General features: G+C 68.9%; 15 protein-coding genes. 9 read left to right on the forward strand and 6 right to left on the reverse strand.

What is annotated here, in order from left to right; genetic code table 11:
• Positions 1-232 precede the first annotated feature (232 nt).
• Positions 233-1,633: an FAD-binding oxidoreductase gene (locus ACFYVR_RS23125; RefSeq protein WP_387477615.1), complete on the forward strand. Its 1,401-nt coding sequence runs from the start codon at positions 233-235 to the stop codon at positions 1,631-1,633.
• Positions 1,630-2,949 (forward strand): class I SAM-dependent methyltransferase, encoded by a 1,320-nt coding sequence (locus tag ACFYVR_RS23130; RefSeq protein WP_387477556.1) that lies wholly within the window; start codon positions 1,630-1,632, stop codon positions 2,947-2,949. Before ACFYVR_RS23125 ends, ACFYVR_RS23130 begins: the two co-directional genes overlap by 4 nt.
• 218 nt (positions 2,950-3,167) lie before the next feature.
• Here ACFYVR_RS23130 and ACFYVR_RS23135 read toward each other — a convergent pair whose 3' ends face one another.
• The 6 genes from ACFYVR_RS23135 to ACFYVR_RS23160 all read right to left on the reverse strand — a co-directional run bounded on the left by ACFYVR_RS23135 (position 3,168) and on the right by ACFYVR_RS23160 (position 10,799).
• Positions 3,168-5,303: a 3-hydroxyacyl-CoA dehydrogenase NAD-binding domain-containing protein gene (locus ACFYVR_RS23135; protein ID WP_387477617.1), complete on the reverse strand. Its 2,136-nt coding sequence runs from the start codon at positions 5,301-5,303 to the stop codon at positions 3,168-3,170.
• Between the two features lie 51 nt (positions 5,304-5,354).
• Positions 5,355-6,569 (reverse strand): acetyl-CoA C-acetyltransferase, encoded by a 1,215-nt coding sequence (locus ACFYVR_RS23140; RefSeq protein WP_387477559.1) that lies wholly within the window; start codon positions 6,567-6,569, stop codon positions 5,355-5,357.
• A 205-nt stretch (positions 6,570-6,774) separates the two neighbouring features.
• Positions 6,775-7,413 carry a response regulator gene (locus ACFYVR_RS23145; RefSeq protein WP_387477561.1) on the reverse strand — a complete coding sequence of 213 codons (639 nt, stop codon included), beginning with the start codon at positions 7,411-7,413 and terminating at the stop codon, positions 6,775-6,777.
• Positions 7,410-9,404, reverse strand: coding sequence for a histidine kinase (locus ACFYVR_RS23150; RefSeq protein WP_387477563.1), 1,995 nt, complete (start codon positions 9,402-9,404; stop codon positions 7,410-7,412). Before ACFYVR_RS23150 ends, ACFYVR_RS23145 begins: the two co-directional genes overlap by 4 nt.
• Positions 9,405-9,496: 92 nt before the next feature.
• Positions 9,497-10,195 carry a hypothetical protein gene (locus tag ACFYVR_RS23155; protein WP_387477565.1) on the reverse strand — a complete coding sequence of 233 codons (699 nt, stop codon included), beginning with the start codon at positions 10,193-10,195 and terminating at the stop codon, positions 9,497-9,499.
• Positions 10,196-10,322: 127 nt separating this feature from the next.
• Positions 10,323-10,799 (reverse strand): hypothetical protein, encoded by a 477-nt coding sequence (locus ACFYVR_RS23160; protein ID WP_387477567.1) that lies wholly within the window; start codon positions 10,797-10,799, stop codon positions 10,323-10,325.
• Positions 10,800-11,059: 260 nt separating this feature from the next.
• Here ACFYVR_RS23160 and ACFYVR_RS23165 point away from each other — a divergent pair, with 260 nt between their 5' ends.
• The 7 genes from ACFYVR_RS23165 (at position 11,060) to ACFYVR_RS23195 (ending at position 19,516) form a co-directional block, all read left to right on the forward strand.
• Positions 11,060-12,037 carry an AraC family transcriptional regulator gene (locus tag ACFYVR_RS23165; protein ID WP_387477570.1) on the forward strand — a complete coding sequence of 326 codons (978 nt, stop codon included), beginning with the start codon at positions 11,060-11,062 and terminating at the stop codon, positions 12,035-12,037.
• A gap of 355 nt (positions 12,038-12,392) precedes the next feature.
• Entirely contained in the window at positions 12,393-13,802 is a 1,410-nt protein-coding gene (benA, locus tag ACFYVR_RS23170) for a benzoate 1,2-dioxygenase large subunit (RefSeq protein WP_387477573.1), read from the forward strand.
• Positions 13,803-13,827: 25 nt separating this feature from the next.
• Entirely contained in the window at positions 13,828-14,331 is a 504-nt protein-coding gene (benB, locus tag ACFYVR_RS23175) for a benzoate 1,2-dioxygenase small subunit (protein ID WP_387477575.1), read from the forward strand.
• Positions 14,332-14,366: 35 nt separating this feature from the next.
• Positions 14,367-15,974, forward strand: a complete 1,608-nt coding sequence (gene benC, locus ACFYVR_RS23180) for a benzoate 1,2-dioxygenase electron transfer component BenC (protein WP_387477578.1) — start codon at positions 14,367-14,369, stop codon at positions 15,972-15,974.
• Positions 15,971-16,765: a benzoate diol dehydrogenase BenD gene (gene benD / locus ACFYVR_RS23185; RefSeq protein WP_387477581.1), complete on the forward strand. Its 795-nt coding sequence runs from the start codon at positions 15,971-15,973 to the stop codon at positions 16,763-16,765. Before benC ends, benD begins: the two co-directional genes overlap by 4 nt.
• Before the next feature lie 104 nt (positions 16,766-16,869).
• Positions 16,870-18,207, forward strand: coding sequence for an MFS transporter (locus tag ACFYVR_RS23190; protein ID WP_387477584.1), 1,338 nt, complete (start codon positions 16,870-16,872; stop codon positions 18,205-18,207).
• 19 nt (positions 18,208-18,226) lie between these two features.
• Positions 18,227-19,516, forward strand: a complete 1,290-nt coding sequence (locus tag ACFYVR_RS23195; RefSeq protein ID WP_387477587.1) for a benzoate/H(+) symporter BenE family transporter — start codon at positions 18,227-18,229, stop codon at positions 19,514-19,516.
• The last annotated feature ends 44 nt before the right edge of the window (positions 19,517-19,560 follow it).

Raw genomic sequence — 19,560 nt, forward strand, 5'->3', positions numbered from 1 at the left:
CGGCCCTGTGAACACCATCGTGCCTGCTCGCGGGCGCCTGCAGCCAGTCCCGTCCACGTCGCTGTGCGCCGTATCACACGGCGCCCACAAGGCTACGTTCACGTGACATTTTTCGGGTCGTCTCCCACCTTCCGTCGCCCCGAAACCCGGCAGGAGATAGCGTCGAAGGGTGGCAGTCACTTCGAGGGCGTTCCGCAAACGACAGGATCGGCGATCGACCACACCGCGTGAGATCGGGCCCGCGGCCCACCGCGCGGGTGTCGACCGCTTGTTGGCGAGCTATCACGCCATTCCACCTTCCGCCACGGTGCGATTGGCGAAGAAGACGTCGAACCTCTTCCGGGCCAGGGCCGCGACGAACGCCCCCGGCCTGGACGTCTCGGGCCTGACCGGGGTGATCTCCGTGGACCCGGAGGCCCGGACCGCGGACGTCGCGGGAATGTGCACGTACGAGGACCTGGTGGACGCCACCCTGCCGTACGGCCTGGCGCCGCTGGTCGTCCCGCAGCTCAAGACCATCACCCTCGGTGGCGCCGTGACCGGACTCGGGATCGAGTCCACGTCGTTCCGGAACGGCCTGCCGCACGAGTCGACGCTCGAGATCGACGTGCTCACCGGCAGCGGCGAGATCGTCACCGCGACACCCGACGGCGACCACGCCGACCTGTACTACGGCTTCCCCAACTCGTACGGCACGCTGGGCTACTCCACCCGACTGAGGATCCGGCTCGAACCCGTCAAACCGTTTGTCGCCCTGCGTCATCTCCGGTTCGACCGCATCGAGGACCTGCAGTCGACCATGGACGAGATCGCCCGGACCCACACCCACGACGGCATCGCCGTGGACTACCTCGACGGCGTGGTGTTCACCGCCACCGAGTCGTACCTGACGCTCGGCACCCAGACCGACGAACCGGGCCCGGTCTCCGACTACACCGGTCAGGACATCTACTACCGCTCGATTCAGCACGAATCGGTCAACCACCCCAAAACCGACCGGCTGACCATCCACGACTATCTGTGGCGCTGGGACACGGACTGGTTCTGGTGTTCACGAGCGTTCGGCGCGCAGGATCCGCGCATCCGACGATGGTGGCCGAAACGGTACCGGCGCAGCAGCTTCTACTGGAAGCTGATCGGCCTCGACCAGAAGTACGACATCGGCGACCGGCTCGAGAAGCGCAAGGGCCTGCCACCCCGGGAGCGAGTGGTCCAGGACGTCGAGGTCCCGATCGAACGCACCGCGGACTTCGTGCACTGGTTCCTGCGGGAGATCCCGATCGAGCCGATCTGGCTGTGCCCGTTGCGTTTGCGCGAACCGGCACCGGTAGGCGCGGCCCCGAACCGGCCGTGGCCGCTGTATCCGCTCGAACCCAAGCGGACCTATGTCAACGTCGGATTCTGGTCGTCGGTGCCGATCGTGCCCGGCGGATCGGACGGTGCGGCGAACCGACTGATCGAACGCACGGTGACCGAGTTCGACGGCCACAAGTCGCTGTACTCGGACGCCTACTACGCACAAGACGAATTCACCGCCCTCTACGGCGGCGAACGATACGACGAACTCAAGCAGAAATACGATCCCACATCACGTCTCCTCGACCTGTATTCGAAGGCGGTGCAACGTAAATGACCACGTTCAAGGACTCCTCGGCCTCCACCGCGAGCAGTCGCGACGACAGGCTGTCGATCGCCGACATCCTCGGGATCGTTGTCGGCAAGAACCTTCCGGTTCGGTTCACCGCGTACGACGGCAGCTCGCTCGGTTCTCCGGACGCCGAGTTCCACATCGACCTGAAGTCGCCGCGCGGTACCACCTACCTGGTGACGGCACCCGGCGACCTCGGACTCGCCCGCGCCTACATCTCCGGCGACCTCACGATCACCGGAGCACACCCCGGCAACCCGTACCCGGTCCTCAAGGTGCTCGGCGAGCAGCTGCACTTCAGTCGGCCGTCCGCCCGCGAATTCACCCAGATCACCCGATCACTCGGCTGGGAGGTGCTCAAACCGATCGCACCGCCGCCGCAGGAGTCGCTGCCGCGGTGGCGCCGCATCGCGGAAGGCCTGCGGCACTCCAAGACCCGCGACGCCGACGCCATCCACCACCACTACGACGTCTCGAACGCCTTCTACGAGAAGGTGCTCGGCCCGTCGATGACCTACACCTGCGCCGCCTACGAGTCCGCGGACCAGTCGCTCGAGGACGCCCAGGAGAACAAGTACCGCCTCGTCTTCGACAAGCTGAATCTGAAGGAGGGCGACCGGCTGCTCGACATCGGCTGCGGCTGGGGCGGAATGGTCCGCTACGCGGCCCGCCGGGGCGTCAAGGCGATCGGCGCGACCCTGTCCGCCGAGCAGGCCGAGTGGGCGCAGAAGGCGATCGCCGAGGAAGGCCTGTCCGAACTTGCCGAGGTCCGGCACTCCGACTACCGGGACATCGCGGAGACCGGGTTCGACGCGGTGTCCTCGATCGGCCTGACCGAGCACATCGGCGTCCACAACTACCCGGCGTACTTCAAGTTCATCAAGTCGAAGCTGCGCGTCGGTGGCCTGATGCTCAACCACTGCATCACCCGCCCCGACAACAAGCACACCGCGCGGGCAGGCGGATTCATCGACCGCTACGTCTTCCCCGACGGGGAACTGACCGGCTCCGGACGCATCATCACCGAGATCCAGGACATCGGACTCGAGGTGCGGCACGAGGAGAACCTGCGCGAGTCGTACGCACTGACCCTGGCCGGCTGGTGCAGGAACCTCGAGGCGAACTGGGACGAGTGCGTCGCCGAGGTCGGCGAGGGCACGGCCAAGGTGTGGGGCCTGTACATGGCAGGCTCGCAGCTCGGCTTCGAACGCAACGTCATCCAGCTGCACCAGGTCCTCGCCGTCCGCCTCGGCGCCGACGGCGACGCCCAGCTCCCCCTGCGCCCCTGGTGGAAGGGCTAGACAGCTCCGCCTCGTACGGGATGAAGGTGCCCTTCGTTCGCATCACGCGAACGAAGGGCACCTTCATCGTTCACAGCACGAAATGGCCGATCGGCTGTCCGATGTGCCGAATGTCCACTTGCCCTTGAACTCGAGCCGGTCCGCACCCGCTCGGCACGCAACCGACGGTGCCCGACGTCCGGCCGGAGCCGAGCGTCGGACACCGTCGGGGTCGTGCGCTATGCCTCGAGCGAGGCAGGCGGGGTGAAGCGCGCGCCGTACTTGGCGGCGAGCTCCTCGGCGCGGGCGACGAAGGCCGCCTGGCCGCCCGGGTATCCGACGACGAACTGGTGCACGCCACCGGTCCAGGCCGGGAAGCCGATACCGAAGATCGAGCCGATGTTGGCGTCGGCGGTGGACTCGAGAACGCCTTCGTCGAAGCACTTCTGGGTTTCGATCGCCTCGGCGAACAGCATCCGGTCGATGAGGTCCTGCAGCGGGACGTCGAGGGTGGCGGTGGTCTTGAAGTGATCACGCACGCCCGGCCAGATGCCGAGACGCTTGCCGTCCTCGTCGTACTCGTAGAAGCCTGCCTTCTCCAGGCGACCCGGACGCCCCTCGGCGACCATGTAGTCGATGACGCCCTGTGCCGGGTGACGCTCGGTGCCGAGCTTGGTGTCGCCGCGCTCGGCCGCCTCCGCGGTCTCCTTCGCGATCTTCTGCATGAGCTTCATGTTCAGCTCGTCGGTCAGCTGCAGCGGCGGCGCCGGGTACCCGGCCTGCGACCCGGCCTGCTCGATGGTGGCCGGCTCGATGCCCTCGCCGAGCATCGCGATGGCCTCGTTGACGAACGTGCCGATGACGCGGGAGGTGAAGAAGCCGCGGCTGTCGTTGACGACGATCGGGGTCTTCTTGATCGCGAGGGTGTAGTCGAACACCCGGGCCAGCGCCTCGTCGGAGGTCTTCTCGCCCTTGATGATCTCGACCAGCGGCATCTTGTCGACCGGGGAGAAGAAGTGGATGCCGATGAAGTCCTCCTGGCGCTTCACGCCGGTCGCGAGACCGGTGATCGGCAGCGTGGAGGTGTTCGAGCCGAGCAGCGCGTCGGGCTCGACGATGTCCTCGATCTCCTGGAACACCTTGTGCTTGAGTTCGGTGTTCTCGAAGACGGCCTCGATGACGAAGTCGACGCCCTTCAGATCGGCGGCGTCCGCGGATGGGACGATCCGGTCGAGCAGCGCCTTCGACTTCTCCTCGGTGGTCTTGCCGCGGGAGAGGGCCTTGGCCTCGATCTTCTCCGAATAGCCCTTACCGCGTTCGGCGGCCTCGAGGCTGACGTCCTTGAGGACGACCTCGTAGCCGGCCTTCGCCGACACGTAGGCGATGCCCGCGCCCATCATGCCCGCGCCGAGGACACCGATCTTCTTGATGTCCTTCTTCGGAACGTCCTTCGGACGCGAACCGCCGCCGTTGATGGTCTGCAGGTCGAAGAAGAACGCCTGGATCATGTTCTTCGCGACCGGCCCGGTCAGCAGGTGCACGAAGTACCGCGACTCGATCAGGGACGCGTTGTCGATGTCGACCTGCGCGCCCTCGATCGCTGCGGCCAGAATCGCCCGCGGCGCAGGCATGTTCGCGCCCTTGAGCTGTTTGCGCAGGTTTGCCGGGATGGCCGGCAGGTTCGCCGCGAACGCCGGCGACGACGGGCTGCCACCCGGGATCTTGAAGCCCTTCCTGTCCCACGGCTGCACGCCGCCCTCGGGGTTGGCTTTGATCCACGCCTTGGCGGCGGGAACGAGCTCCTCGATCGACGGCACGACCTCGTCGATCAGGCCGACCTCCTTGGCCTTGGCCGGGTTGTGGCGCTGCCCCTGGAGCAGCACCTGCAGCAGCGCGTTCTGGATGCCGAGCATCCGCACCGTGCGGATGACGCCGCCGCCGCCGGGCAGCAGACCGAGGGTGGCCTCGGGGCAACCGATCTGCACGCCGCGAACGTCGGCGGCGATGCGGTGGTGGGTCGCCAGCGCGATCTCGAGGCCGCCACCGAGGGCGGCGCCGTTGATCGCCGCGACGACCGGCCTGCCGAGGGTTTCGAGACGCCGCAGGCCGGCCTTGACCGCGAGGGTGCGTTCGTAAATGCCGAGGCCGTCCTCGGGACTGGTGTTGATCATGCTCTTGAGGTCTCCGCCGGCGAAGAAGGTCTTCTTCGCCGAGGTGAGCACGACACCGGTGATGTCGTCCTTCTCCGCCTCGAGTCGGTCGATCGTAGCGGAGAACGACGCCTTGTACAGCTCGTTCATGGTGTTGGCGCCCTGGTTCGGATCGTCCATCGTCAGGGTGACGATGCCGTCCGCGTCCTTGTCCCAACCGATCATGTTGTCAGTCACTGCTCTGGTTCTCCTGTGAATCCGTGTTGGGGGACGCGTTCAGACGCGCTCGATGATGGTGGCCACGCCCATGCCGCCGCCGACGCACAGCGTCAGCAGGGCATAGCGGCCGCCGCGACGCTCGAGCTCGTCGATCATGGTGCCGGTGATCATCGCGCCCGTGGCGCCGAGCGGGTGGCCCATCGCGATCGCGCCGCCGTTGACGTTGAGCTTCTCGTCCGGGATGTTCAGATCCTTCTGGAACTTCAGCACGACCGACGCGAACGCCTCGTTGATCTCGAACAGGTCGATGTCGTCGAGGGTCAGTCCCGCCTTCGCGAGCACCTTCCTCGTCGCCGGCGTCGGGCCGGTGAGCATGATGGTGGAGTCGGCGCCACTGGTGGCGGTCGCGACGACGCGCGCACGCGGCGTCAGGCCCGAGGCCTTGCCCGCCTCCTCGTTGCCGATGAGCAGCAGCGCCGCACCGTCGACGATGCCCGAGCTGTTGCCGCCGTGATGGACGTGGTTGATCTTCTCCACGAAGTGGAACTTCTGCAGCGCGACCGCGTCGAAACCGCCCATCTCGCCGAGCACCGAGAACGACGGCTGCAGCTTCGCGAGATCCTCCACCGTGGTGCCGGGACGACGGTGCTCGTCGTGATCGAGAATCGTGATGCCGTTGATGTCCTTGACCGGAACGACCGACTTCGCGAAGTAGCCGCCGTCCCACGCCTTGGCGGCGAGCTCCTGCGACCGCACCGCGTACTCGTCGACGTCCTCGCGGCTGAAGCCCTCGATGGTCGCGATCAGGTCCGCGCTGACACCCTGCGGCACGAAGTAGGTGTCGAAGTTGGTGACGGGATCGAGCGCCCATGCGCCGCCGTCACTGCCCATCGGCACCCGGGACATCGACTCGACGCCACCGGCGAGGACCAGGCTCTCGAACCCGGAACGCACCTTCTGCGCGGCGGTGTTCACGGCCTCGAGGCCGGACGCGCAGAAACGGTTGAGCTGGACACCGCCGACCGTGTCGGGCAGGTTCGCGGCGGTGACCACGGCACGCGCGATGTCCGCACCCTGATCCGCAACGGGACTGACGACGCCGAGAACCAGGTCGTCGATGCGGTCCTCGTCCAGGTCGGGGAAACGGGTGCGCAGCTCGTCGACCAGACCGGTGACGAGGTCGATCGGCTTCACCGAGTGCAGCGAACCGTTCTTCTTACCCTTGCCGCGTGGCGTTCGGATGGCTTCATAGATGAAGGCCTCTGTGGTCACGGTGTTCCTTCCTGTGCACGGCTGCGCCGCGTGCGAGCGGTTCTTACGGATCCAGTGTGCGTGCCGGGTCCCGCGCTGTGCGGCAACTCGCGGCAGACACCCCGACGACCGCAATGGTAGAACCAGTTCCAAAACTCGGTCCAGGACCGAACCGAGCGAGGTCCGTGACCGTGACGATCAGCCGAGACCCCGAGCACCGTGACGATCAGCCGAGACCGGCGTCCCGTGCCCGCACGATCGCCGCCGCCCGGTCGGGGACGCCGAGCTTGGTCAGGATGTTCGAGGTGTGGTTGCGCACCGTCTTCGGGCTGAGCACCAGCCGCCGCGAGATGGTCGCCGTGTCGTGCCCCGCGGCGACCAGGTCGAGGATCTCCCGTTCCCGGTCCGTCAGTTCGGGAAACACCGTGGGCCCGAGCCCCCGTGAGGCCGCCATGAATCCCATCGCCCGTTCCGCCACCGCCGCACCGAGGAACAGGTCGCCGTGCGCGACCGCCCGCAGCGCCCGCTCCACCTCGTCGGGTCCGGCACCCTTGACGAGATAACCGCGGGCGCCCGCTCGCACCGACGCGACGAGCGCGTCGTCGTCCTCGTGCATCGTCACCATCAGCACCCGCACCGCGGGGAGGCGCGCCAGCAGGTCCCGCGTCGCCTCCACCCCGGACCCGTCGCCGAGCTCGATGTCCATCATCACCACGTCGACATCGCCGGTGACCACGGTGGTCGCCTCGGCCGCCGAGCTGGCCTCGGCGACCACCTCGATCCCGTCGAGCGTGGACAACAGGGCGATCATCCCGAGACGGAACACGGGATGATCGTCGACAACGGCGACACGGATGGCAGTCATGGTGCGCTCAACGGTAGCCGGGCGGTGACCCGCGTTCCTCCCGGCGGCGGCGAGTCGATCACCAGGGTGCCGCCGACCGCGTCCGCACGTTCGCGCATCGAGCGGGTGCCCACGCCACCGACGCGACCCGGGTCGATGCCCGAGCCGGTGTCGAGCACGACGACCGTCAACTCGGCGGCCCCCGACGCCGCCGGCCGGTCGTGGGCGGAATCCGGTGCGGCGCAGACGACCTCGACCCGGCAGCCGTCGGCCCCGCTGTGCCGGCGGGCGTTGGAGACCGCCTCGACGGCGATGCCGTAGGCGGCAGCGCTCGCGGTGGCGTCCAGCGTCGAGGGAACCTGCGCGTGCACGTCGAGGGTGAAACCGGCGCGGGCGTGCTGCGCCGCCAGGTCGTGCAGGGCGGCCGCGAGGCCGAGTTCGTCGAGGATCGGCGGGAACAGGGTGCGGGACAGCGACCGGACTCCGTCGATCTGGTGGTCGAGCTGCTGCTGCAGCGAATCGAGCAGTCGCGCCGCGGCGTCGGGATCGACGGCGAGCAGGTTCCGCACCCCCTGCAGCCCGAGCCGGATACCGGCGAGCGAGGGTCCCAGGCCGTCGTGCAGCTCGCGTCGGATGACCCGACGCTCCTCGAGCCGGACCGTGGACAGGCGTTCGCGTGCGGCGTCGAGATCCCGCGACGCCTGCACGAGCACGAGTCCGGTCGCGACGACCGATCCCAGTTCCGACAACGACTTCCGGGCCCGCATGTCCAGGGATTCACCGGGCGGCGCGGTCGCGGCGAGTCGGCCGACCTGCGCGCCACGATGGACCAGTTCGACCACCGACTCCTCCACTATCGGATCCCCGTACCGGACAACGGGTTCCGGTTCCCCGACGCGCCACACCGCCACCGACTCGAGGCGCAACGCGACCGCCACCCCGGTCGCCAGCTCGGCCAGCAACTCGTCCGGTGCCTGCGCCGACGCGAATCGGTTGCCGAGGTCGCGGAACGCGCGGGCCGGATCGGCACCCGCGCCGTACACCAGGTCCCGCACGCGACGCTGCAGCCACGACCGGACCGGCATCACCGCGACGGCCACGGTGCCCGCGGCGACCGCCTGCGCGACAACGGAATCCGATGTCGGAAGCAGGCTCGTCAACGACGTCGCGACCAGGACGTAGAGGGCGATCAGCCCGACGGTCAGGGTACCGGCCAGCACCGCACGGCTGACGGCGAGATCGATTCCCCACATCCGTTGCCGCAGCACCGAAACCAGCATCGCGGCCGGATAGAAGGCCTGGACCGCGAGGTGGACGAGCGGGTTGATCATCCACAGCCACGGCCACGACGCGGGCAGCGCCAGCGGTACGAACGACAGCGCCATCAGGGCAGTTCCGACCGCCAGCCAGCCCAGTCCCACCCGCTCGTCGACCGGCCCGGTGCGGTGCCGCCGCCAGACGTCGGCGGCGGTGATCAAGCCCATGCCCGCGACGGGGGCGACCAGCCAGACCGTGGCGGTGTCGGTCCAGGTGCGGGCGACGAAGAACCAGACCGTGGCCGCGACCCCCGCAGCCAGGCCGAGTCGGGCGACGGCGTCGAGCCGCTGATCGCGAATCAGCCACGGCACCACCAGGAACAGCGCGAGGGTGCCCGGGATCCACGCGGTGTTCTGCAGTGGCTCGATCACCGCGACCGCGGGCAGTCCCGGGCGCAGCACCGCCAGTTGGGTGTAGGCGTAGCTGAACGCGGCGAGACCGATCCCGATCGCACCGACCCCGAGGATGATCGGGACGGGGTGCACGCGCCGCGCCAGGACGACACCCGCGACGGTGCCGTACACCGCGGACCCGACGACGTCGACGAGGAAGAACAGCTGGTTCGCGTCGAGCGGCGGGTCGGCGGCGAGGAACAGCACCACCGACAGAACCGACAGCAGCCAGGCGGTGACGGCGAGCGCCGCGGCGGGCACCGGCGCGCCGGTCCCCACCGACCCCTCGAGTCGCTCCCTCACCCGTCACTCCTCTCCTGCGGCTGCGCCGCCTGTGCGCGAGTTGGGTGGACCAGCTACCCCACTCGCGCACAGGGCCGAAGGCCAATTGTCGGTCAGGACCGGGCCCGACGCCCCGCGAACCACAGGCCGACCGCGCAGACCAGCACCCAGACGGGACCGGTGAATCCGGCCATGTACTGCAGTGGGGAGACCCCGAACAGGGCGGTCAGACCGCCGAGGACCAGGCTCGCCCAGCCGAGCCAGCGCGGCGTCGCACCGTGGCGCAGGGACGCGATCGCGACCGCGAGAGCCGACACGCCGGCCGCCGCCCACAGCCACGGGATGGTACCGAGCCAGTGCGCACCGACGACCGCGAATTCCGGAACCAGGTCGGTGCCCTCGGACAGCCCGAACACCAACTCGGTGGTCAGGCCGGTGCCGATCAGGCAGATCGTCGACGTCACGATCAGGCCGCCCGCCGCGATCGGGCCGAGCAGGCTGCCCGGTTCGAGCCGCGACGTCAGGTGCCGGGCCAGCCCGGCCGCGAACACCAGCAGCGCCAGCGCCGCAACGGCGAAGCCGACGTGTTCGACCACGACCGCCGGGCGCTGCTCGGCGAGCCGCGCCGCGATGGCGACGGGGTTGCCCGCGAGCGACTCGTCGTAGACGGCCGTGACGCCGCCGCTGGCCTGGATGCCGACGATGCCGGCCAGCCCGGCGACGACTCCGGCCACAGTCCAACCCACCGCGCGCCGCGCGGCGCCCTCCACCGATTCGGCGGTCCCCGCCGCCGTGGAACTGCTGATGCTCATCTGCGGTCTCCTTCACTGCCCGCCGGAAGCGGATCGACTGCAGATCAGGATGAGGCGCCCGATGTCCCGGTCACCAGGGTCCGAAGACCCGGACGACCGGGACGGTGTCAGGGACGAGGGGAAACGGTCAGGACAGCGCGACGGCCGGTTCGAGCGCGAACTCGCACCAGCACTCGATCTGGTCGCTGCTCCCGCGCCGGACGGCGAGCGGGGCGCGGCCGGGCCTGCTGATCGGCGGTGAGATGGCGGGCAGTCCGGGGAGCGGCACGAGGCGTACCACGAGCGGGACGTAACCCTTGGCCCGCACGACGACGCGGAGGTGCTCCTCGGGGTCGCCGGCGAGGATGTCGAACTCACCGCGCTCGCAGGTGGCGGTGGATCCGGCCGGGTCGGCCACGAGGCCGGCGTCCGCGCCGGGATGGTCGGCGGGCTGCCACCAGTCGAGGGTGGCGGCGGGGATCGGCTTGCCGGTTCGGGACCGGACGATGCCGAGCATCCGGAGCGAGCCGCCACCGTCGGGTTCGAGGGGCGGCACCAGGGTGAGCCTCGCCGGGCCCGGGACGATGTCGCCCGAACACGACGATTCGAGCGGCTGCAACTGCATGTCACGACCTCCTCGTCGCCGTCGTCCCCACCGGGCCCGGCGGAGTCGGCAGCCGACGCTACCGGCGGGCAAGAAGGGCCGCGATCCGCCGAGCGCGACGCCGATACAGATTGCGCACCGCAAAGGTTTTCCAAAGGTTCACACAACAACCGACAATTGTTCAACCGGACGGTGGATACGGGGCGACGACCGGTGTTGAATTGGCTGGCGGCCACCTCGCGAGGTCCGGGCCGGTCATGAGAATGGGAGGTGACGGGGTCATGAGCACCCCTTCGCGCACGGCTGCGGCGGCGCCGCCGGCCGAGCGGGTCGAGGCCGCATCCACCCAGGTCACGTCCTCGGACTGGGACGAGGTCTCGGCGCTCCTCTCGGAAGCCTATTTCCCGCACACCCTGACGCCGGTCTCACCCCGCGGCGTCCCCGACCTGCTCGCGAACTGCGCGACCCTCGGACCGATCCGGCTCGCCCGGATGGAAATGGGCGCGGACGTCACTGTCGACTCCGAGCATCCCGGTGGCTACGCGATCAACGTGCCACTGTCCGGGCAATTCGTGTCCGTGACCAGGGGAATCGAGGTTGTCTCCACCGTCGGGCAGGCCACCGTCTGCCCACCCGACACCGCGACCAGCATCGTCGAGTGGAATCGCGAATGCGAGATTCTCGGCATCCGCATCGAGCGCCAGGACCTGGATCGGGAGATCGCGCGAGTCGACGAATCGGGCAGTCGGCTGCCGCTGCAACTCGACCTCAGGACGCCGGAGGGAGCGAGTTGGATCCGGTTGGTCCACTCGCTCGCCGAGCAACTCGGCAACGATTCGGGGCTGCTGCACAACCCGCTCGTCGCCGACCAGTTGGCGGGTGCGGTGACGACCGCGCTGGTACTGGCGGCGACCCCCACGATCGAGGCGCCCGCGCCGCGCCCGCGCATCGTCAAGCGGGTGCTCGACGCCATGCACGCCGATCCCGGCCGGCCGTGGACGGCCGGCGACATGGCCGAGTGCGCCGGCGTCGGGATCCGGCGCCTGCAGGAGGGTTTTCGCACGTACGTGGGCCGGAGTCCGTCGGAGTGCCTGCTCGACATCCGCCTCGAACGGGCACACGCGGACCTGCTCCACGGGGAACCGCGCCGCACCGTGACCGACATCGCGCTGCGGTGGGGGTTCACGCACACCGGCCGCTTCGCCGCGGCCTACCGCGCCAGATACGGCCGGTCCCCGTCGCAGTCCCTGCGGGGCTGATCCCGACACGTCCACTGGAACACCCCGGGCCCGGCACCGTGCCCGTTGCACGGCGACGTGACCTGGCGAAATGACCACCGCGCCGCGAAAGGGTTTCGGCCACAACGACTTCAGCGACGCCAGCAGCCGGCCGAAGTACCCCGACGCCGCCTCCGCGGGTCCGCCCGAGCCCGCACCGGAACCCGAGGGAGCAGCCCTGGGCAGAACTAGGCATTTGCCTGGTGTGATCGCCACCACACCCTGGCAAGGTGAGTTCACGACCGCGGCGACAGCCCCTTCGCCGCCCCGGGAACTGTGCGAGCCCCGTCGCCGCGCAGACCCGGTGACTCCCCTCGCCACGTTCCCGGAGGACCCCATGACCGACACCCTGGACCACGTCAGCGCGACCCTCACCGGCGCCCTCGTCGAGGACGCGGAGAGCGGGCGCTACCAGGTCCGCCGCAACATCTTCACCGACGAGGAGATCTTCGAGCTGGAGATGAAGCACATCTTCGAGGGCAACTGGGTGTACCTCGCGCACGAGAGCCAGATCCCGAACATCGGCGACTACTTCACCACCTACATCGGCCGCCAGCCCATCGTGATCAGCCGCAGCAAGGACGGCGAGCTGAACTGCCTGATCAATGCGTGCAGCCACCGCGGGGCGATGCTGTGCCGTCGCAAGACCGACAACCGCGCCAACTTCACCTGCCCATTCCACGGCTGGACGTTCAACAACAAGGGCAAGCTGCTCAAGGTCAAGGACTCGCGCGACGCCGGCTACCCGGAGCAGTTCAACACCGACGGCAGCCACGACCTGCGCAAGGTCGCGAAGTTCGCGAACTACCGCGGCTTCCTGTTCGGCAGCCTGAACGAGGACGTCGTGTCCATCGAGGAGCACCTCGGCGACACCACCAAGATCATCGACATGATCGTCGACCAGTCCCCGGAGGGACTGGAGGTGCTGCGCGGGTCGTCGACCTACACCTACGACGGGAACTGGAAGCTGCAGGCGGAGAACGGCGCCGACGGCTACCACGTGTCGGCGACGCACTGGAACTACGCGGCGACCACCGCGCGACGCACCTCCGGTGAGTCCGCGAACGAGACGAAGGCGATGGACGCGGGCACCTGGGGCAAGCAGGGCGGCGGCTACTACTCGTTCGACTACGGACATCTGCTGCTGTGGATGTGGTGGGGCAACCCGCAGGACCGGCCGCTGTACCCGCGCAAGGAAGAGCTGGCCGCCGAATTCGGCGAGAAGAAGGCCGAATTCATGGTCGGTGCGTCCCGCAACCTGTGCCTGTACCCGAACGTCTACCTGATGGACCAGTTCTCGTCGCAGATCCGGCACTTCCGCCCGATCTCGCTGGACAAGACCGAGGTCACCATCTACTGCATCGCCCCGAAGGGCGAGAGCGCGCAGGCCCGCGCGAACCGGATCCGCCAGTACGAGGACTTCTTCAACGCGACCGGCATGGCGACCCCCGACGACCTCGAGGAGTTCCGGTCCTGCCAGAAGACCTACCTGGCCACCGCCGCGCCGTGGAACGACCTCAGCCGCGGGGTGACCCACCAGTTGAACGGACCCGACCAGGTCGCCACCGACCTGGGCATGACGACGGTGCTCTCGAGCGGCGTCAAGACCGAGGACGAGGGCCTGTACCCGATCCAGCACGGATTCTGGCTCGACAGCATGCGCAAGGCCGTCGCGGCCGAGACAGCGAACGACGGGGCCGTCGCCGCCGGCCGCATCACCGCCGACGCCCCCGGCTGCGGACACTGACCGGCACCGGAAGGACCGAGAGACGATGACGACGACCGCAGAACTGACCCAGACCGACATCGAGGCCTTCCTCTACAAGGAGGCCCGGCTGCTCGACGACCGCGACTTCGAGAAGTGGCTCGAGTGCTGGCATCCCGAGGCCGAGTACTGGATGCCCGCGTGGGACGACAACGGTGAGCTCACCGAGGACCCGCAGACCGAGATCTCGCTGATCTACTACCCGAACCGGGGTGGCCTCGAGGACCGGGTGTTCCGGATCCGCACCGACCGCTCCTCGTCGACGTCGCTGCCCGAGCCGCGCACCGGCCACAACATCACCAACGTCGAAGTGGTCGAGCGCCGCGGCACCGAGATCGACCTGCGGCACAACTGGTTCTCGCTGTACTACCGGTACAACACCACCGACACGTACTTCGGCACCAACTTCGTCACCCTCGACGTCTCCGGCCCGGCCCCGGTGATCAAGCGCAAGAAGATCGTCCTGAAGAACGACTACATCCACCACATCGTGGACGTCTACGTCGTCTGATCCACCACCCCCAATCACGAAAGGAGAACGATGTCATGAGTTTTCAGGTGGCATTGAGCTTCGAGGACGGGGTGACCCGCTTCGTCAAGTGCGGACCGAACGAGACGGTCGCCGACGCGTCCTACAAGGCCCGCATCAACATTCCCCTCGACTGCCGGGACGGCGCCTGCGGCACCTGCAAGGCGCTGTGCGAGTCGGGAAGCTACGACGGCGGCGACTACATCGAGGAGGCGCTCACCGACGACGAGGCGGAGCAGGGCTACTGCCTGCCGTGTCAGATGGTTCCCGAGTCGGACCTGGTGCTGCAGATCGCGACCACCTCGGACGTCGCGAAGACCTCCGCCGCAACGTATTCCGCGACGATCACCGACATCCGCCGGTACTCGCCGAGCACCGTCGGCTTCACCGTCGAGATCCCCAACCGCGACGACCTGGTGTTCCTGCCCGGCCAGTACGTCAACATCACGGTTCCGGGGACCGACCAGACCCGCTCGTACAGCTTCAGCACCGGCCCCACGGACGCGTCGCTGGCGTTCCTGGTGAAGATCACCCCGGGCGGACTGATGTCCGAGTACCTCGCCGACCGCGCGCAGGTCGGGGACACCCTCGACTTCACCGGACCGTTCGGCAGCTTCTTCCTGCGTGAACGCAAGCGCCCCGCGCTGCTGCTGGCCGGCGGCACCGGCCTGGCACCGCTGCTGTCCATCCTCGCGACGATCCAGACCGAGGGCTCCGACCTCCCGGTGCACCTGATCTACGGTGTCTCCGCCGACCAGGACCTCGTCGAACTCGACACCCTCGCCGCCTACACCGCGTCACTGCCGAACTTCACGTTCGACCACTGCGTCTCCGATCCGGAATCGCAGGCGGCCAACAAGGGTTACGTGACGTCACTGTTCGCGCCGGAACACCTGGGCGACGGTGACGTCGACATCTACCTGTGCGGACCGCCGCCGATGGTCGAGGCGGTGCGCACCCACCTCGGGACCGAGGGGATCACGCCGACGAACTTCTACTTCGAGAAGTTCAACACCTCGGCGACCCCGGGTGCCGCCGCACCCGAACCCACCGAGGCCGAAGTCGCCGCCGCCGAGAAGGCCTCCACCGCAACCGGTCTGCCGGTCGCACTGGACACCGCGCGGGTCGACGCCGACTACGAGATCGGCGAGGAGCACGCGCCCGTCGCCGACTCCGACGCCCAGTTCGACGCGCGCATGGCACTCGAACTCGGCGCGCTCGAGCTGACGATCGGCCGGCTCACCCCGGAGCAGCTGGTGGAGTACCGCATCCTCGCGGAGGCGTCGACGGCGTCGATCGAGAAGGACCACTTCACCGACGCGGACGCCTTCACCGACACCAACGCCGCGTTCCACGAGTTCCTGTTCCGCTGCTGCGGCAACCCGGTGCTGCTCGAGGCGTACAACCGGCTCGAGGTCACCCGGCTCATGCACGAGGTTCTCCGGACCGCGTCCTGGGTCGACGAGCAGGTGCCGCACGACCACCTCGCGATCGTGAAGGCCTTCGAGAAGCGCGACCGGGCCGCCGCCCGCGACCTCATCGTCAGCCACGCCGAGCACGCGAAGACCACGATGCGTCGCGCCATCGCCGACGCCGACCACGACGCCACGGCCGGGTCCCGATGAGCCCCAGCGTGTTCCCCGGACGATTCGACGGCCGCGCCGTCACGGTCACCGGTGCCGCGCAGGGCATCGGCCTGACCGTGGCGACCCGGATCGCCGCCGAGGGCGGTGCCGTGGTCCTCGTCGATCGGTCCGAGATCGTGCACGAGGTGGCGAAGGAACTGCGGGAGAACGGCTTCGATGCCCACTCGGTGACCGCGGACCTCGAGACGTTCGAGGGGGCACAGGGCGCCGTGGACGAGGCGAAGGCCCAGCACGGCCGGATCGACGTCCTGATCAACAACGTCGGCGGCACCATCTGGGCGAAACCCTACGAGCACTACACACCCGAGCAGATCCAGGCGGAGGTGCAGCGGTCGCTGTTCCCGACGCTCTGGACGTGCCGTGCGGTGCTGCCGCACATGATCGAGCGGACCGCGGGCACCATCGTGAACGTGTCGTCGGTCGCGACCCGGGGCGTCAACCGCGTTCCCTACGCGGCGGCGAAGGGCGGCGTCAACGCGATCACCGCGGCGCTCGCACTCGAGGTGGCGCAGTACGGCATCCGCGTCGTCGCCACCGCACCCGGCGGGACCGATGCGCCGGTGCGCCGCGTCGCCCGCGGACCGGCGGCCGGGGACGAGCAGGAAAGGGCCTGGTACCAACAGATCGTCGACCAGACCGTCGACTCGTCACTGCTCAAGCGCTACGGCACGCTCGACGAGCAGGCCGCCGCGATCACCTTCCTCGCCTCCCCCGAGGCCTCCTACATCACCGGCACGGTCCTACCCGTCGCCGGTGGCGATCAGGGCTAGAGACAACCTCACCCCGGGCCTCACCGACAGGCCGACACCCTGCCGGTGAGGCCATGTTTCTACCCAATTTCAGTTGTGACACCCCTCACACAATGGAGTTCATCATGACCGAGACCACATCAGGCTGGGCCAGCGCCCGGCACCGGCGCAGCATCACCTGGATCGTCGCTCTCGCGACCCTCGCGATGGCCTTCGACGGCTACGACCTGGTCGTCTACGGAACCATCCTGCCCATCCTGATGGCCGATCCGAGTCAGATCGGGGCGATCTCCGCCCAGCAGGGCGGCGCGCTCGGCTCCTACGCGCTGGTCGGCGTCATGGTCGGTGCACTGTTCACCGGCGCGGTCGGTGACCGGCTCGGGCGACGAAAGATGATGCTGGTCAACATCGTCTGGTTCTCGGTCGGCATGGGCGCCGCCGCGCTGTCCACCAGCCTCACCATGTTCGGGCTGCTGCGGTTCTTCACCGGCATCGGTATCGGCGGTCTCGTCGCCACGGTCGGCGCCCTCGTCGCCGAGTTCGCCCCCCAGGGGAAGCGCAACCTGTACAACGCGATCGTCTACAGCGGTGTCCCCGCGGGCGGCGTTCTCGCGTCGCTGCTGGCAATCGGCCTGCGCGACGCGATCGGCTGGCGTGGGCTGTTCTGGGTCGGCGCGCTGCCGCTGGTGATCCTGCTGCCGCTGGCCCTGGTGAAGCTGCCGGAATCGCCGCAGTGGCTGCTCGTCCGCGGCCGCACCGACGAGGCCCTCGCCGTGTCCGAGAAGTTCGGGGTTCCGCTGCCGACCTCGGCCCCCGCACCGGTGGAGAAGGTCGGTTTCGCGGCCCTCGCCACCCGCCGCTACGCGCTCGGCACCGCACTGCTCGGCCTGATGAGCTTCGCCGGACTGCTGCTCACCTACGGCCTCAACACCTGGTTGCCGAAGATCATGGCCGACGCGGGCTACGACGCGAAGGGATCGCTGGCATTCCTGTTGGTGCTCAACGGCGGAGCGATCGTCGGCGGCCTCCTGGCATCGCGGATCGCGGACCGCGCAGGCGGCCCCCAGCGCGTCATCGTGACGACGTTCTTCCTCGCCGCGGTCGCGCTGACGCTGCTCACCTTCGGGTTCCCGCTGCCCGTCCTGCTCGCCGCGGTCGCGGTGGCCGGTGTCGGCACCATCGGTACCCAGGTGCTGATCTACGGCTTCGTCTCCAACTACTACGAGACCTCGGCCCGCGCGGCGGGCGTCGCGTGGTGCGCCGGGTTCGGACGCCTCGGCGGCATCTTCGGCCCGATCATCGGCGGCTTCCTGATCGGCGCCGGCCTGAGCAACAACATCAACTTCTACATCTTCGCGGGCATCGCCGTCGCCGGCGCACTCGTGACGCTCCTCGTGCCCGCCGTCCGGGCATCGCGAGCGGCCGCCCCGACGCCGACCACCGCAGCACCCGCGCAGGCGTGAGAGGCGAGGTTCACCGGGCATGACCACCGTCGACGAGGACACCGGCGCCGTGTCACCGACCCTGTTGGAGCGTCCGCCGCACCCGCGGACCGGCTGGCGTCGACTGCGCCGGGACGTGGGCGTCGAGTACGCCGCCAACGGACTGATCGGGCTGGTGTTCTCGTCGACCGGTCCGGTCGCGGTCATCCTCGCCGCGGGGGCCGCGGGCGGACTCGACGCGGCGGAACTGGCGTCCTGGATCTTCGGTGTGTTCGTCCTGAACGGTGTCCTCACCGTCGCGATGAGTCTCGCCTACCGGCAGCCGCTCGGGTTCGCGTGGACGATCCCGGGCACGATCCTGGTCGGCAACTCCCTGACCCACCTGAGCTGGCCGGAGGTGATCGGCGCCTTCCTCGCCACCGGAGGGCTGATCACCGCGCTCGGCGCGTCCGGACTGGTGCGACGTGCGATGTCCGCCGTGCCGATGCCGATCGTGATGGCGATGGTGGCGGGCGTCTTCCTCACCTTCGGCATCGACCTCGTCCGGGCCGTCGCCTCCGACCCGGCGATCGCGGCGCCGATGGTGATCGTCTTCCTGCTGTTCGGCGCGTCGAACCGGCTCGGACGCTACGTGCCCCCGATCCTCGGCGCCCTCGTCGCCGGGGCGATCGCCGTCGCCGTGACCGGTCGCTTCGCCCCGACGGCCGACACCGCCGGGGTGTTCGCCTCCCCCGTCTTCACCGCCCCGGTGTTCACCCCCGCGGCGCTGCTGGAGTTGGTGATCCCGCTGGCCATCACCGTCCTCGTGGTGCAGAACGGCCAGGGGGTGGCCGTGCTGACCGCGGCCGGCCACCGCCCTCCGGTCAACGTGACCACCATCGCCTGCGGACTCTGGTCCCTCGGCGCGGCCTGCGTCGGGGCGGTGTCGACCTGCCTGACCGGGCCGACCAACGCCCTGCTGACCGCGTCCGGCCGACGCGAGCGCCAGTACACGGCCGCGGTCTGCTTCGGCCTCTGCGCGATCGTGTTCGGCTTGTTCGCACCACTGTTCGTGAACGCGATGACCGCCGCGCCGGCCGCGTTCGTCGCCACACTCGGCGGCCTGGCGATGCTGCGGGCGCTGCAGGCCGCATTCACGACCGCGTTCGGGTCGAGTCACACGATGGGCGCGCTGGTGGCGTTCGTGGTCACCGCCGCGAACCCGATGTTCCTCAACATCGGTGCCGCGTTCTGGGGACTGGCGAGCGGGATCGTCGTGTCACTGCTCCTCGAACGCGCCGACCGGCCCGCCCGGACACCGGGAAACCGCGCGCCGGCCGGCCGGCCGTGACGACCCCGGGAAACGAGCAGAGGTGGCGAAGACTGTGACCCAGG

Source organism: Rhodococcus sp. NPDC003318 (assembly GCF_042879035.1).
Taxonomy (GTDB): Bacteria; Actinomycetota; Actinomycetes; order Mycobacteriales; family Mycobacteriaceae; genus Rhodococcus_G.